The following is a 14,544-nucleotide window of genomic DNA, read 5'->3' as shown; positions in this document are numbered from 1 at the left end:
GACGACCAGCCCGCACCCCGGTCCCGGGATGGCGTCCGCGCGCCTGGGCCATCGGCGTCGGGAAGGAAACATCGTGATCAACAGTGTTCTGCCATCCGGCGTGATCGGTGCCGAGACGTTTTCCGACCTCGACGAAGCCCTCCACCCCGAGGAAGAAGCGGCGATAGCTCGGGCGCGCCCTCGGCGGCAGCGCGAGTTCCGGACCGTGCGCGCGTGCGCCCGGACCGCGCTTGCGGGCCTGGGCATCAACCGGCCTTCCCTCGCCCCTGGAGCCGATGGCCTGCCGCCGTGGCCGGAGCCGGTCCTGGGCTCGATGACCCACTGCGACGGCTACGCGGCGGCGGCGGCGGGCCCCACTGACTGTGTTGCGGCACTCGGCATCGACGCCGAGCCGGACGCGCCCCTGCCCCCGGGCGTACTGCGCCTTGTCGCCTCCGCGGCCGAGCAGGAGCATCTTGACGCGCTCGCCGTGACCTACCCGGGCCGCAGCTGGGAGCGCTTGCTCTTCTGCGCCAAGGAAGCGATGTACAAGGCGTGGTATCCGCGAGAGCGGAGGTGGCTTGGCTTCGAGGACGTCCGGGTACGGATCGAGTCGGACGGCACGTTCGCGGTCGAGTTCCTCGACCCCGAGGCGGGCGGCTTCTTCCGGGAGGTCCCGGTCGAGGGTCGCTGGACGGCGGCCCACGGGCTTCTCCTCGCCTCGGTGGCTGCCCCCGGGCCGGTCCGTTGATGCCGGGCTCGGGCAGCAACGGCACCGAGAGGACGACGACGACGCTCCCCACTGCGGCATGTCACCTCTCAGCTACGCCAGCTTCCTCGGCAATCAGCTTCGGCCACTTCGAGCAGCGAGGCCTTCAGCGGCAGCGACCTTTCGATCGGCGGCCAGAGCGTCGAACTCTGCGGCAACCCAATCGGCGACGTAGGCGCTGACGTGGGGGAGGTGGTCGAGGCCTACATGCTCGGCGCCGCCCTCCTCGGTGGTGAAGATGTGCAGGTCGCGGTGAGGGCTGTTGATGGCCTGTTCGTAGGATCGGTGCGCGTACTCGAGGGGGATCTGGCGGTCGTTCGCGCCGTGGACGATGAGGAACGGAACGGTGATCTGCTCGATGATCCCGTCGAGGCGGACGCTATCGGCGTGGTCGATGAACTCCTCGAGGTTCTTGTGCCCCCAGACCCACATGACATGGTCCCAATAGTGGGGGACGGGGCGCTCGCCTTCGCGCTGGAGGCGCCGGCGCTGGACGGCCCCCCAATCGTGGTTGGCGCCCCATGCGACGACGAGGGCGAGGCGCTTTTCGAACGCGGCTGCGCGGGGGGCGTAGTAGCCGCCGAGCGACCAGCCGACGAGGCCGATCGCGCTCGGGTCCACATCGTCGCGGTCGCAGAGGTATTCGACGCAGGCGGCGGCCCATTCCTCGGTGTTGGTCTGGGCGGTGAGACCTTGGAGGCGCAGGGCCTCGCCTGCTCCGGGGCAGTCCACCATGAGGGTGGAGATGCCTCGGGCTGCTAGCTCGGCCGGGTGGGCGGAGAGGTAGATGTGCTCTTTGGTGCTGTCCAGGCCATTCCACATGATCATCACCGGGACCGGGTCGAATTCTGCTGCGGGGGCCTTGGTGAAGTAGGCGGGCAGGGAGGTGCCCTTGTAAGGGATCTCGACACGGGTGGTGGCCGGGTCGGCCAGTCGGAAGGAGCGCTCCATGAGGTCGAGGCAGCGGCTGTAGGTCTCGAGTCGGCCCGGCGAGCCGGCCTTCTGCATGCGCTCGGCGTTGACGAGGTAGTTCGCGGCCCGGGCATAGACCCGACCCGCCGTCAGGCTCCTTCCCGCATGCTCCATCTCCTCGGCCTCTGACTGGAGTTGGTCGGCCAGGTCGGTCCAGGCGGCCAGGAACTGCTCGGTCCCGGCGTCTTCGCCGCGGGTGGCGGCTTCGCGCGCAGGGGCTTGCAGGCCCGATCGACCTCGTCGATCAGGCCCCCGCTGTTCAGGGCGGCGACAACGCCGAGATTCCAGACGTAGTTGCCGGGGAAGTACTCGAACACGTGGGATTCCTTTCGGAGGGATCTAGGGATTCATTCATCCGGTGATGACGGCGACCTTGCCCGCCAGGCGCGGGAGGGCTTGAACCAGTCCTGCCTCTCGCGCACTCGACGGTTCCCTCGGCGTGACGGCCGGCATCCTTAGCCTCGGCCGTGCTGGGCGTAGGGGTTGAGGATGGCGGCCTTCATCTCCTCGGAGGCGCCTTCCTCGGTGGCCGTGAATCCGTCGGCGAACGGGAAGGACTCGGTCATGGAGTGCGGCATGGCGCTGTTGCGGTAGAAGTTGTTCGAGCCGTCCGAGGGTTTCCAGTCCTTGGGCTCCCAGTCGGGGACGTAGTTGCGGTAGCCGCCGGAATTCAGCTCCACGCGCAGGGCCGAGGGCTCGCGGAAGTAGAGGAAGTTCTGCTCGCCGATGCCATGGATGGATGGGCCGTATTCCATTGGGGTGCCGTGCTCCATCAGGACGTCGGCGGTGCGCAGGAGGTCTTCGTGGGTGTCGACCCAGAAGGCGATGTGGTTGACCCGGCCGGCGCGGTCGGAGGTGTCCAGGACCACGCCGAGGTCGTGGGACTTCTCGTTGGTGGTCAGGACGGAGAAGACGGTGATGGGGACCTCGTCGAGTTCGGTGAAGGCCATGACGCGGAATCCGAGGGTTTCGGAGTACCACTTGGCGAAGCCGCGCACGTCCTGGGTAGCCACCGTGACGTGGTCGAGGAAGCGCGGGGCCGCGGCGTGGAGGCTGCGCTTCTCCGGCCGGTCGGGGTAGATCGAGGCGAATTCGGCCGGTGCGGCGTACTTCTCGATCTCCCACACCAAGCGCATGGGATGCCCGTAGGGGCCGGTGAACTCGTAGGCACGCCCGTAGCCGTAGCCGCCTTCGCTCCAAGTGCCCTGGATGCCGCTGGCCTCGATGCGCTCGGTTGCCACCTCGAGCGCCTCGGGGGAGGTGGTGCGCCAGGCCATCCGGGCCAGGGCGGGCTCGGCCCCGGGGACGACGACGAGGCTGTAGGTGTCGTAGTCGCCCCAACAGCGCAGGTAGACCTTCCCGTCGGCGCGATGGACCTCGCGCATGCCGAACTTCTCGACATAGAACTTCGCGGACGCCTCGACGTCGGGGCTAGCGATCTCGAGGTGGCTCAGGTGAGCCAGGAGCTTCTCCACTATGAGTGCCTTTCGTTTCGGGGGCCATTTCGCGGCCTTGATCCATGAAGAGCGTCCGCCATCTCAGCGGAGTCGGGAAGCGGGTGTTCCGCATAGCAGCTATCAGTTCGCTCGATACTCCGGGAGAGGCCGAAAACGGCTCGGATGGGTCCATCCGTGTTGTCGATAGCTGGCATCAGGGTTCCGAAGCGCTGGCGTCGCGCCCTGCCGCCAGAATGGGGCTGAGGGCGTGATGCCCTGCGAGGAGAGGACCTGGAATTGCAGCGCGAACATCCGCGAGACCCGATGGGCACGGCCGGCACCGACATGTCCGGCCGGGTCGTCGTCGTCACGGGCGCGAATGGAGGCCAGGGTCTGGCAGAGGTGCGCATGCTGGCTGATGCCGGTGCGACAGTCATCGCAGCTGATCTGACCGAGGCCCCCTCGCCGGCGCTGCGGGACGTGCAGGCAGGACCCCAAGGATCGGTCTCCTATGTCGAGCTGGATGTCTCCCAGGAGCGGCAGTGGTCGGCGGTGGCCGAGAAGGCAGAGCGTGACTACGGGCGCATCGACGGGCTGGTCAACAATGCCGGCATCACGCGGAGGCCGCGCCTGCTGGAGGCGACCCCGGGAGACCTGCGCGCCGTCGCCGACGTCAACCTCGCTGGGCCCCTGCTGGGGATCCAGGCATGCGTGCCCCTCATGCCCCCGGGGTCGGCTATCGTCAACGTCGGCTCGGTGGCCGCGCTCAGTGCCCACTACCCGGTGGCCTACACCGCCAGCAAGTGGGCGCTGCGCGGCCTCTCCGGCGTTGCGGCCATGGAGCTGGGACCTCGCGGGATCCGCGTCAACTCGGTGCACCCCGGCTTCATCGAGACTCCCATGACGGCCAGCGCAAGCCCCGTCTTCCGCGAGGCGAGCATAGCGGAGACCCCACTGGGACGCACCGGGGCGCCGGAGGAGGTGGCGGCCGTCGTCCTGTTCCTGCTGAGCCCGCTGGCCTCGTTCGTCACCGGAGCGGAGATCCCGGTCGATGGCGGGCAGAGCCAGCATGGGGGCGCCAAGTCAATCTCGGACGCGCTGCGCCGCTGAACAGCGCCCGGCCCTTAGACCCGGGGCTGAGCCGGGCCGGTGATGGCGACCGCGTGGGGCCTCAGTTCGGGCTGCTCGATGCCCCTGATCGAGTCCTGAACGATCGCGCGGAGCCATTGGTTTGCAGGGTCGGAGGTCTGGAGCGGATGCCAGTACATGGCTTCCACGAGTGGGACCTCGAGCTCGGGAGCGAACTGCACGACTGCAATGCGGTGCGCCTTGGACGCCTGGGCGGCGAGCATGCGCGGGACGATGGCGACCAGGTCCGTTCCCTCAACGACGGTGGGCAGGGCCTGGAGGCCGGTGAGGTGAGCGGCGACCTTGGGCGGCTCTTCCATCTGACGGAAGAACTGCATGGGGGGAGTGACGATGCTCCCGCCGAATTCCCCGACCGCCTGAGGTGCCATGGCGATGTCGTGCACTGTGAGCGTCGGCGCTTCGAGAAGGGGGTTCCGGGCGTCCATGACCACGACGAACTCGTCCCGGAAGAGCTGGCGCGAGCTGCCCGGGAAGGTGAAGGCCATCGGCCCGATGATCAGGTCGATCGCGCTGAATGCCTCGAGCTCGGTGCTGGGCCGCAGAGTCGAGGTGGTGACGAAGTCGACGGCGATGCCGGGCGCGGAATCGGCGATGCGGGTGCGCAGGTTCCGGATGAGGAGGCACGTGACGTAGTCGGAGGCGGCGACGACGAAGGTCCTGTCGCTTTCGCGCGGGTCGAAGTCTGCGCCCAGCTGCATGGCGTCCTGAATGTTCAGGAGTGCCTGCTCCACGCGTGGGATGAGGGCCTTGGCGAAGGGGGTGAGTTCGTAGGACCTGCCGGCGCGCACGAGCAGGTCGTCATTGAAGTGCCGCCTCAGCCGCGCGAGGGCCGCGCTCATCGCTGGCTGGCTCAGATGGACCCGCTCCGCGGCCCGGGAGACATTGCGCAGCTCCAAGAGCGCCTGGAGCGGTGGCAGCAGGTTGAGGTCGACCTCTTTCATGCCACGATTATCGTGCGAGATTCGCGGCTGGCACCCCGGCTCTGCTGCGTCCGCGCGCCCGTGCCGGGGACGCGGGGATGCCCTCGCGGCGGCGGCCGCCGACCGTGTTCTCGATGGTACCGATCCCCTCGACCTCGATCCGGACCGTGTCGCCTTCGGCGAGCGGGGGCGGAGTCGGCCCGCCGTTGCGCCCCCAGAGCTCCGCAAGGCACCCGCGGGCGCAGGTGCCCGATCCGAGGACATCGCCGGGAACGACCAGTGAGTCCTGGGATGCGTAGGCGACCAGCTCGGCGAACGGCCACCCCATGTTCGAGAGCAGGTCGCTGCCGAGCGGGATGCCGTTGATGAACGCGGTCATCTGCAGGGGCAGGAACCCCTCCGCGTCGTGCCTGGCCTCGAACTCGTCGGCGGTGACGATCCAGGGCCCCAGCGTGGTGGCGAAGTCCTTGCCCTTGCTGGGGCCGAGCCTGACCCTCATCTCTCGGCTTTGGACGTCCCGGGCGGACCAGTCGTTCATGATGGTGTACCCGAAGATCATCCTGTGGGCCTCGCCCGGCTCCAGGTCCGTCCCGGTGACGCTCTCGGCGTTGCCGATGACGGCGGCGACCTCGGCTTCGAGGTCCATCAGGTGACAGCCGCTGGGGATAGGAACCGTCTCTCGGGTGGCGCGCACGGTGTGCGGGTTGGTGAAGTAGAAGGTCGGGGCCTCGTACCATTCCGGGACCACCCCTGCTGCCCCATCGATGCTGGCGGTCACGCCCTCGACATGCTCTTCGAAGGCGACGAAGTCCCTCATTGTCCTCGGCGCCAGCGGGGCGAGCAGCCGAACCTGCCCAAGGGGCACAGGCCGGGCCGACGACACGGTCGCGGCAGCCAGCTTGAGCGTCGCGGGCAGCCCGGCGTCGAACAGGTCCTGTGGGCCCGCCTCCCGGGGCAGCGCGTAGCACTGCCCTTCCGCGACGAATCCGGTGCGGATGCTGCCGTCGTGGGCCCATCGGGCGATCTTGGCCATCTGTTTTCCTCGAAGTCAGGGGTGTCGGGCGGCCGGGCCCCTCAGACCGGCACCCTGACGGTCTCCGAGACTCGGTGTATGAGGCCGGGCACGTCGGCGTCCTGGCGGTGCTGGAGCATCCACTCGCCCAGCTGCACCGAGGCCTCGACGACTGTTCTCGCGCGGGGTTCGCGCCTCTCCCAGTACCGCAGCAGCACGGAGTCCTCGAAGCCCTGAGCCGCGATGATCTCCTCGGCGAGGACTGCGGCGTCCTCGGCAGCCATGGCCGCCCCCTGGGCGATCGTGGGAGGGCAGGAGTGGGCGGCATCGCCGAGCAGGACCACCCTGCCGCGGTACCACGGGCCTGAGACGATGTGGGCGGTGAAGTGGGTGTAGTTCACTCTGGCCCCGGCGTCGATGTGCTCGCGGATGTGCTGCCAGGGGCCGCCGTACGCGCCGGCGAGTTTGGCCATCACGCGCGGGCCGTCGGCAGGGTCGCGGTCATGGGCGTCCTCGACGAGGTAGGCGTACATGGTCTCGGGGCCGGTGGGGCAGTAGCCGGCGATGTACGCGGGCCCCCCGTAGTACAGGTCGGTGCGGGTGACTTCGGCTGGGCGCGGCACGAAGGCCCGCCAGATGCCCATCCCGGTCCCGCGGGGCCCGTCCGTGATGCCGATGGCGGAGCGGACCGTGGAATTGAGGCCGTCGGCGCCGACCAGCAGCTCGTAGGATGCGCGCGTTCCGTCGGCGAGGGCGACGGTAACCAGCTCCCCGTCCTGCTGGAGCGAGTCGAAGGGAGTTCCGTAGCGGATGGCGGCGCCGGCGCGGCGGGCACGCTCGGTGAGGATCGCGGCCAGCTCGGGTCGGTAGATGCCCAGCGTCGCGGGCAGGTCGTCTCCTCCGACGCGCACGTCGTCGAGAACGGTGAGCAGCTCGGCGCCGGGTCCGGGTGCGCGGAGCCCGAGCGTGTCGAACGGGTAGCCCTTCTCCAGGATCTGGGGCAGGACACCGAGCTGGCGGAAGATCCTCAGGGCGTTTCCCTGAAGGGTGATCCCGGAGCCGAGAGCCGAGGGGCCTGCGGTTCTCTCGAGCACTTCGACGTCCAGGCCGGCGTCCGCCAGGAGGCTGGCGAGGACCAGTCCGCCGACTCCCGATCCGACGATGCCGACTTTCTGGGCTGCTGGCAAGATCGTGTCCTTTCCTCGGGTGTCGGCATCGGTGCCGACACCCCCTACGCATGAGAGCTATTTGATGGCCAGCGGGTTCAGGGGAGAGCCCACGGCGCCGGTGATGGGCAGCGGCTGGGCGCAGAGCATCGCGTCCCACCGGCCGTCGTCCGCGCTGTGCTCCGCCCAGGAATCTGGGTTCCACATCTCGCCCACGAAGAGGCCCATGTTCGGTATGGCCACCTGGTGGAGGGGCTGGAACGCCCCGTTGAACTCGTTCGGCCGCACTTCGAAGCCCCACGTGTCCGTCGCCACCGCGGCCACCTCCCGCTCGTGCAGCCACGGGGCGCAGGCGAAGGACAGGCCGGGCGCTGGACCGCCGGCGTAATGGCCCCAGCCCTCGCGGCGAGCCCTTGTGTACTGGCCGGTGCGGACCACCAGGATGTCGCCGCGCCCGACCTCGGCCGATGCCCCCTGCCGTTCGATCGCGGCCTCGAGGTTTTCGGGGGTGATCGCGAACCCGTCTGGTAGTTCTGCCCGCTCAAGCCCGAGTCCGTCCGCGAGGGCGCGTCCCAGGTCCAGCAGCACGCCCCGGCCCACGATCCGCGAGGCGGCGGTCTCGATGCCCGTCACGCTGTCGCCCGCGGAGGTGACGACCTCCCCGGCGCGTCGCCCGTTCCACGCCCGGCCGCGGTCGAAGATGTGGCCAAGGCCATCCCACTGCGTCGAGCACTGCAGCGGCATCGAGATGACGTCATCCGCCCCGCCGAAGCCGTGCGGGAAGCCCTGCGAGCCGTATTCCGCATCTGTGCCGGTATCGGTCATGGTGTGGACGGGGTTGGTGCGCCGACGCCACCCGTTCTGGGGACCCTCCGAGTCGAAGGCCTGGGCGAGAGAGAACACCTCTCCGGTCCGCACGAGGGCTGCCGCGTCCACGCGCTTGGCTTCATCGATGAAGTTCAGGGTGCCGAGGACGTCGTTCTCTCCCCACCTTCCCCAGTTGCAGCAGCGGGCGGCCATCTCCTGGATGCTCGCCATCGCGTCGTCGCGATCCACAGCACTCCTCCCTCAACCGGCCGGACCCGGGTGTGACTTCTGCCACTACTCTCCCCCCGGGGCTGGCCCGGAGGAAGAGCCTCCGGCTGATGGCAGGTATCGAGGGCGTGGATACCCAAGGCTCTGGAGCGAGCATGAAGCGACTATGCATGGCACGGATAGCAGCTATCCGCGGCACGCCGTTCCGCGGAAGGCCGGATCGCCGGACAGTGAAGGCTGTCACAGTTCACAGACCCCGAGAGGGATTTCAATGGAGAACATCTCCTCTGGCACCGAATCGGTCCTGAGCGCGGAAGCCGTTAGAACGGCCGTGCGTCCACGTCGGCTCCCCGCGGTGGTGCTCCTTGCCGGGAGCTGCATGCCGGTGCTCGGAGCAGTGCTGCTCGCGCCGGTCCTGCCGACGATGACGAAGGCCTTCGCCACGACTCCGGGGGCGGAGATTATGGTCCCGGTCGTCCTGACGCTCCCTGCACTGCTCATCGCTCTCCTGGCCCCGGTCGCGGGCCAGATCGCCGACCGCGTCGGCCGCAAGAAGCTCCTGATCGCGGCCATGGCCGCCTACACGGTCTTCGGCACGGCCCCGCTCTGGGTCGACTCGCTGGTCCTCGTCCTGGCCTCGCGCGTCGGCGTCGGAGTCGCCGAGGCCGCGATCATGACGGTCTGCACGACCCTCATCACGGACTACTACACAGGCAGGGACCGCGACCGGTACCTGGGCATGCAGGTCCTGGTGGCGACCCTCGCCGCGACCGCATTCTTCGTCGTCGGCGGTGTCTTGGGCAGCATCGGCTGGCGGGCGCCGTTCTGGCTGTACCTCGCCGCCGCAGTCATCGCCGTACCGATGGCGCTCGTCCTGTGGGAGCCTGCACGGGACTCCGCCAAGGCCAAGGCCGCCCCCGTGCCTTGGCGGCACATAGCGGCCCCATCCGCCGTCACCCTTTTCGCTGGGATCGTCTTCTACGCCCTCATCGTCCAATTGCCCTACGTCCTGACGAACCTGGGAGTCACCGACGTCGGCGCAATCGGGGCAGGCACTGCCGTCGCCTCGCTTGCGACCGCGGCAGGGGCCATCTCCTTCAGATTCGCCGCCAAAGCCGGCCCGTCCCGCCTGCTCCCCGCCGCGTTCGCCCTGGCCGGCATCGGCCTCATCGCAGTCTGGACCGCTGTGTCCGTGCCCCTCGCCCTCATCGGAGCCGTCGTCACCAGCGCAGGCACCGGACTCCTCCTTCCAACCTTGCTCACCTGGGCTGTCTCCGGCCTGCAGCTCGAGCAGCGCGGCCGCGGGACCGGGATTTGGACCGGTGTTCTGTACATCGGCGAGTTCGTCTCGCCCATCGTGCTCGGAATTGCCGCCTCCACCATCGGAGGGCTCCAGGCCGCGCTCGGCGTTCTCGGGGTGCTCTCGGCCCTTGCGGCGCTCATCGCCCTGCTCACCCGTCCGGGAGGGCGCCACGGCCCGACCAATGAGTCCGCCTGAAGAGAAGGCCCGGTCGCACGGCTATTCCGGGGCCTAACCGCCAATGCGGGACGGTGAGGCAAGAGCCATCGCCTTCTTGGCCGGATGGATCACCGCAGGCGGCGGAGATCGCCGCCTGCGGTGATCCAAGCTGTCCCGCGGAGACGCCGGTCGGGTTCAGGCTGTGAGTTCGGCGTTGGCGAAGAGCTCGTCGATCAGCCCGCCGAGTTCGACCCAGTGTGCTCCGGAGCGCTTCGCGGCCTCCTCTGCGTCGCCGGATTCGAGGATCGTGATGAGGTCCCGGTGGTGGCCGCCCGTGTTCTGGGCGCCGTAGAGGGTGGAGAACTTCCGGTAGAGGATGCGGTGGATCTGCGGGTGGAGCTGGTCCATGACGCGCGCGATGAGGGGGTTCTGGGCCGCGGCGATGGGGATGGCATGGAAGCGGTCATCTGCCTCCAGCGCGGCCTGGACGTCGCTGCGGGCCACGGCTGACTCGAATTCCTCGTTGATTTCCCTCATGAGTTCCAGGTCCGCGGCGGTCAGGTTCGGGGTGCCGGTGCGGACGGCGAGCTCGTCCAGGGCCTTCAGGACCGCCAGCGTGCGGGCGACCTCGTCCTTGTCCAGGGTGGCGATCCGGGTATAGACGCCGGGCTTGGCCTCGATCAGGCCCGTCTCGGCGAGCTTGGACAAGGCTTCGCGGACCGGAGTCCGGCTCAGGCCCATGCGCTCTGCCAGCTCGGTGTCCTTGACCCGTTCGCCAGGGGCGAGGTCGCCGGTGACGATGGCGTTCCGGATGCGGTCATACGCTTCGTCGCTCATCAGGCGGCGGTCTATTCGATCGATGGACGACATGTGCACACAATACATTGGATACTGCGTTCTGTTCAGGAAGGGACAGCACCGACCGGGGACTCTGCGCCGGACAGGGCAAAGCCTGCCCGGCGCAGGGCCGCCTCGGCCAGCACAGCCGTGGGGTCGACCAGGCGGACCTGCAGCATCTCCTCTGACAGGGCCAGGGGAATCTCCGTGCAGCCCGCTATGACAGCCTGGGCGCCTTGGGCCTGCAGCTCCTGGGCGGCCTGGACGAGCGCGGCAGCGGCTACGGAGGGCCGTCCGCCCTTGATCTGCTGAATGGCGTCCATCACCTTCTGCTGGGCCTCGTGGCCCGGGACCTGGACTGTGAGGCCCCATCGCTGCGCGGATCCCTGGTAGAGCTCCGTGCGGCAGGTGCCGGTGGTCGCCAGCAGGCCGGCCGTGGTGACGCCGCTGGCAGCGAGAAGCGCCACCGTCTCCTCGATCATGTGCAGGATGGGCACGCCGGTATGGGCCTGGAGTTCTGGGACAAAGGCATGGGCCGTGTTGCACGGGACAGCGATGAGCGTGGCCCCAACTTCTTCTAGATGCTTCAGGCCGCGCAGCATCCACGGGGTCGGGTCCTCGCCCAGGCCCAGAAGCGCATCGGTCCGGTCCGGGATGGTCGGGTCCGACCAGATCACGGTGCGGGGATGGTCCTGGTCCCGATGGGCCCGGGTGTGGCGAACGAGCTTGGTGTAGAAGTCCGCTGTTGCGGCCGGGCCCATGCCGCCGAGGATGCCGATGACCGGCTCTTGTGGTTGCATCACCTTTCCGATCCGGCCGCGGCGGTCGCGGCCTCCAGAACATGGGCGTCCGCCGGCGTCTCGGCGGCGACAGCGGCGCCTCTCCTCTGCTCGGCCTTGAGCTCGGAGCCGTCGACGACGGCGGCGGCGAGCGAGTTGCCGACCACGTTGACGGCAGTGCGGGCCATGTCGACGATGAAGTCCACGCCGAGCAGGAGCGCGACGCCCTGGGGCGGGAGCCCGAGGGTGTTGCCTGCGGCGAGGAGGACGACGATGGAGCCGGAGGCGACCCCTGCCATGCCCTTGGAGAGGATCACGAGCACCCCGACCATGAGCAGCAGCGACGGGAGGTCCGTGGCCAGGCCGTACGCGTTGGCGATGAAGACGAGAGCGACTGCCTGGTAGAGCACCGAGCCGTCCGTGTTGAACGAGTACCCCAGCGGCACGACGAAGGACGTGGTGGAACGGCGCAGGCCGAATCCTTCGAGCCGCTGGAGCAACGGGGCGAGGACGGCTTCGGAGCTGCGGGTGACGAAGGCGATGCCGGCAAGGCCTCCGATCGCCTTCAGGAGCGGGAAGTAGGGGACCCGGAACACGGCGGCGATGATCGGGAAGATCACGCCGAGGATGATCGCCAGGCCCGCGTAGACGGCTGCAATGAATCCCAGGAGCGTGCCGAGCTTGCCGAATCCGTAGTGCGCGACGTCGTAGCTGATGAACCCGAGAATGCCGAACGGGGCGAAGCGCACCACGTAGCCGACGACCTTGAACATGATCTGTGCGATGCCGTCGAGGAACTCCTCGACTCGCTGCACGCGGTCTCCCAGGGCTGCCATGCCTATGCCGATGAACACGGCGAAGGTGATCGTGGCCAGCAGATTGCCCTCGCCAAAGGCGGCGAAGATGTTCTTCGGCACCGCGTGGAGGATGAGCCCGATGAAGTCCACGCCGCTGCTGAGCTTGGAGAGCTGGGAGGGGTCGGCGCCCCCGACGGGTGCGCCCTTGCCGACCCCGAGGAGCTTGGCCAAGGTGACGGCCAGGAGGAGGATCAGCGTGGTGACGACCTCGAAGTAGAGGATCGCCTTGCCGGCGATGCGCCCGACCTTCTTCACCGACTCCATCCGCGAGATGCCGAGCACGATGAGCGGGAACACTAGCGGGATGACCACCATCTGGACCATGTTCAGGAAGACGTCGCCGAGGATCTTCATGCCCTCGCCCACGCTCGGGGCCACGGTGCCCAGCAGCGCACCTGCCCCGACGGCCAGCAGCGACCAGACCCCCAGCGGCAGTTCCCAGAAGCGCCGCCTTTTCGGCTCGGCGTCCTTCCCGAGCCATTGCATCTGCATCATGTTGCCTCCAATATATTGCGTATTGCATGTGGAATGAGGACAATCATAATGTGATGCGAAGCACTGTCAACCCCTTCCGCGAGCGGCAGGGCGGCAGCCCGAGAACGAGGAACAGGAGCATGAACGTCTGATGGAGACACGGAACGAGAAGGACCTGATCGGCACGCTCGAGGTGCCGGCCGAGGCCTACTACGGGGTCCACACGGCCAGGGCGCATGAGAACTTCCGGGTGACGGACACGTCCATCTCGCAGTTCCCCGAGCTGATCGAGGCGCTGGCCTGCGTGAAGGAGGCCGCGGCGCTCGCCAATGCAGATCTGGACGTCGTGGACCCGCGGCTGAGTTCCGCAATCGTGGCAGCCTGCCAGGAGATTCGCGGGGGAGCCCTTCATGAGCAGTTCATCCTCGATCCCATCCAGGGCGGGGCCGGCACGTCGACCAACATGAACGCCAATGAGGTCATCGCCAACAGGGCGCTGGAGATCCTTGGCCTTGAGCGCGGCGACTACCGGGCCCTCTCGCCGTTGGAGCACGTCAACCGCGGCCAGAGCACCAATGACGTCTATCCGACGGCTCTTCGCATCGCCACGGTGCTCGCAGCCCGTCAGCTCCTGGCCGCGATGGACACACTCCGCCTTTCGTTCGAACGCAAGGCGGAGGAGTTCGCGGGGGTTGTGAAGATGGGGCGGACTCAGCTGCAGGACGCCGTCCCGATGACCTTGGGACAGGAATTCTCGACCTACGCGGTGATGGTGGACGAGGACCAGCATCGCCTCCAGGACGCCACCGGGCTGCTCCATGAGATCAACCTCGGAGCCACCGCGATCGGCACCGGCATCACTGCGGCACCGGGGTACGCGGAGAGGGCCTGCGCGCATCTGCGGAAGATCACTGGCATGCCCCTGCAGACGGCGCCGAACCTGGTGGAGGCCACTCAGGACTGCGGCTCCTTCGTGCAGTTCTCTGGAGTCCTGAAGAGGATCGCCGTCAAGCTCTCCAAAGTCTGCAACGACCTGCGGCTGCTGTCATCGGGCCCCCGCGCCGGCCTGTCGGAGATCAACCTCCCGCCACGGCAGGCCGGATCCAGCATCATGCCCGGGAAGGTCAACCCGGTCATTCCCGAGCTCGTGAACCAGGTCGCTTTCGAGGTCGTCGGCAACGACCTCACGGTGACCATGGCAGCCGAAGCCGGACAGCTCCAGCTCAACGCCTTCGAACCCGTCATCGGCTACTCGGTCCTGAAGAGCTGCCGGCGGCTCGCTGCGGCCGCGATCACCCTCGCCGAGCTGTGCATCGACGGAATCACCGCCAACGCCGGATTCCTCCGTTCCCAGGTCGAGAACAGCATCGGCACCGTCACCGTCCTCAACCCCATCATCGGATACGAGGCAGCAACGGTGGTCGCCAAGGAAGCACTCCTCACGGGTCGGACAATCACTTCACTCGTCCTCGAGAAGGGACTCATCTCCCCAGATGAGCTCGAGGCCCTCCTCAGTCCCGCATCACTGGCCACACCCCCGAGGGCCGTCGGCCAGAACGTCGTCACAGGCGTCAGCTGACCGCAAGCCGGTCCCTGGGCCCGCGTGCGGGTTTCGCCCCTGTGACCAAGGACTCAAGCCGGTGCACGCGCGGGTCGGTAACTTCGTGAGGAGGAGGACGGCGCTGTCCGCCCAAGGCTCG

The 14,544-nt window shown here is 68.2% G+C and carries 13 protein-coding genes; 4 read left to right on the top strand and 9 right to left on the bottom strand.

The genetic code is table 11. The features are described 5' to 3' along the window. The first annotated feature begins 73 nt into the window (after positions 1-73). Complete coding sequence (locus tag SPF06_RS10675) at positions 74-730, top strand: 4'-phosphopantetheinyl transferase family protein (RefSeq protein ID WP_323279040.1); 657 nt, start codon at positions 74-76, stop codon at positions 728-730. A 93-nt stretch (positions 731-823) separates the two neighbouring features. On the opposite strand, the gene SPF06_RS10670 is transcribed toward SPF06_RS10675, so the two are convergent. Together SPF06_RS10670 and SPF06_RS10665 are read right to left on the bottom strand one after the other, a co-directional pair. Continuing rightward, complete coding sequence (locus SPF06_RS10670; RefSeq protein ID WP_323279039.1) at positions 824-1,834, bottom strand: alpha/beta hydrolase family protein; 1,011 nt, start codon at positions 1,832-1,834, stop codon at positions 824-826. Between the two features lie 341 nt (positions 1,835-2,175). After that, on the bottom strand, positions 2,176-3,195 hold the full coding sequence (locus tag SPF06_RS10665) for a VOC family protein (RefSeq protein WP_323279038.1): 1,020 nt from the start codon (positions 3,193-3,195) through the stop codon (positions 2,176-2,178). A 258-nt stretch (positions 3,196-3,453) separates the two neighbouring features. On the opposite strand from SPF06_RS10665, the gene SPF06_RS10660 reads away from it, so the two are divergent. Then, positions 3,454-4,266 (top strand): SDR family NAD(P)-dependent oxidoreductase, encoded by an 813-nt coding sequence (locus SPF06_RS10660; RefSeq protein ID WP_323279037.1) that lies wholly within the window; start codon positions 3,454-3,456, stop codon positions 4,264-4,266. 14 nt (positions 4,267-4,280) lie between these two features. On the opposite strand, the gene SPF06_RS10655 is transcribed toward SPF06_RS10660, so the two are convergent. The 4 genes from SPF06_RS10655 to SPF06_RS10640 are packed head-to-tail and all read right to left on the bottom strand — an operon-like array spanning position 4,281 to position 8,441. Beyond that, positions 4,281-5,246, bottom strand: coding sequence for a LysR family transcriptional regulator (locus SPF06_RS10655; RefSeq protein WP_323279036.1), 966 nt, complete (start codon positions 5,244-5,246; stop codon positions 4,281-4,283). 7 nt (positions 5,247-5,253) lie between these two features. After that, positions 5,254-6,258 (bottom strand): fumarylacetoacetate hydrolase family protein, encoded by a 1,005-nt coding sequence (locus SPF06_RS10650; protein ID WP_323279035.1) that lies wholly within the window; start codon positions 6,256-6,258, stop codon positions 5,254-5,256. 41 nt (positions 6,259-6,299) lie between these two features. Next, positions 6,300-7,424, bottom strand: a complete 1,125-nt coding sequence (locus SPF06_RS10645) for an FAD-dependent monooxygenase (protein WP_323279034.1) — start codon at positions 7,422-7,424, stop codon at positions 6,300-6,302. A 57-nt stretch (positions 7,425-7,481) separates the two neighbouring features. Beyond that, on the bottom strand, positions 7,482-8,441 hold the full coding sequence (locus SPF06_RS10640) for a cyclase family protein (protein ID WP_323279152.1): 960 nt from the start codon (positions 8,439-8,441) through the stop codon (positions 7,482-7,484). 268 nt (positions 8,442-8,709) lie between these two features. Between SPF06_RS10640 and SPF06_RS10635 the strand changes: the two genes are divergently transcribed. Then, on the top strand, positions 8,710-9,936 hold the full coding sequence (locus SPF06_RS10635; RefSeq protein WP_323279033.1) for an MFS transporter: 1,227 nt from the start codon (positions 8,710-8,712) through the stop codon (positions 9,934-9,936). Between the two features lie 156 nt (positions 9,937-10,092). Here SPF06_RS10635 and SPF06_RS10630 read toward each other — a convergent pair whose 3' ends face one another. The 3 genes from SPF06_RS10630 to SPF06_RS10620 form a co-directional block, all read right to left on the bottom strand. Next, positions 10,093-10,734, bottom strand: a complete 642-nt coding sequence (locus tag SPF06_RS10630) for a GntR family transcriptional regulator (RefSeq protein WP_323279032.1) — start codon at positions 10,732-10,734, stop codon at positions 10,093-10,095. Positions 10,735-10,799: 65 nt separating this feature from the next. Further along, positions 10,800-11,534: a cysteate racemase gene (cuyB, locus tag SPF06_RS10625; protein ID WP_323279031.1), complete on the bottom strand. Its 735-nt coding sequence runs from the start codon at positions 11,532-11,534 to the stop codon at positions 10,800-10,802. Further along, positions 11,534-12,865, bottom strand: coding sequence for a dicarboxylate/amino acid:cation symporter (locus SPF06_RS10620; RefSeq protein ID WP_323279030.1), 1,332 nt, complete (start codon positions 12,863-12,865; stop codon positions 11,534-11,536). Before SPF06_RS10620 ends, cuyB begins: the two co-directional genes overlap by 1 nt. Before the next feature lie 130 nt (positions 12,866-12,995). Between SPF06_RS10620 and SPF06_RS10615 the strand changes: the two genes are divergently transcribed. Beyond that, positions 12,996-14,423 carry an aspartate ammonia-lyase gene (locus SPF06_RS10615; protein ID WP_323279029.1) on the top strand — a complete coding sequence of 476 codons (1,428 nt, stop codon included), beginning with the start codon at positions 12,996-12,998 and terminating at the stop codon, positions 14,421-14,423. The last annotated feature ends 121 nt before the right edge of the window (positions 14,424-14,544 follow it).

Source organism: Sinomonas terricola, assembly GCF_034931225.1.
Lineage (GTDB): Bacteria > Actinomycetota > Actinomycetes > Actinomycetales > Micrococcaceae > Sinomonas > Sinomonas terricola.
Note: the sequence above shows the minus strand (reverse complement) of the source record. Positions and strands in the feature narration are given on the sequence as shown.

Bases quoted from the DNA above. Each gene is read 5' to 3' on its own strand.
- SPF06_RS10670 (WP_323279039.1), bottom strand. From the start codon at position 1,834: ATGGAGCATGCGGGAAGGAGCCTGACGGCGGGTCGGGTCTATGCCCGG.
- SPF06_RS10655 (WP_323279036.1), bottom strand. From the start codon at position 5,246: ATGAAAGAGGTCGACCTCAACCTGCTGCCACCGCTCCAGGCGCTCTTG.
- SPF06_RS10650 (WP_323279035.1), bottom strand. From the start codon at position 6,258: ATGGCCAAGATCGCCCGATGGGCCCACGACGGCAGCATCCGCACCGGA.
- SPF06_RS10640 (WP_323279152.1), bottom strand. From the start codon at position 8,441: ATGGCGAGCATCCAGGAGATGGCCGCCCGCTGCTGCAACTGGGGAAGG.
- SPF06_RS10635 (WP_323279033.1), top strand. From the start codon at position 8,710: ATGGAGAACATCTCCTCTGGCACCGAATCGGTCCTGAGCGCGGAAGCC.
- SPF06_RS10630 (WP_323279032.1), bottom strand. From the start codon at position 10,734: ATGAGCGACGAAGCGTATGACCGCATCCGGAACGCCATCGTCACCGGC.
- cuyB (WP_323279031.1), bottom strand. From the start codon at position 11,534: ATGCAACCACAAGAGCCGGTCATCGGCATCCTCGGCGGCATGGGCCCG.
- SPF06_RS10620 (WP_323279030.1), bottom strand. From the start codon at position 12,865: ATGATGCAGATGCAATGGCTCGGGAAGGACGCCGAGCCGAAAAGGCGG.
- SPF06_RS10615 (WP_323279029.1), top strand. From the start codon at position 12,996: ATGGAGACACGGAACGAGAAGGACCTGATCGGCACGCTCGAGGTGCCG.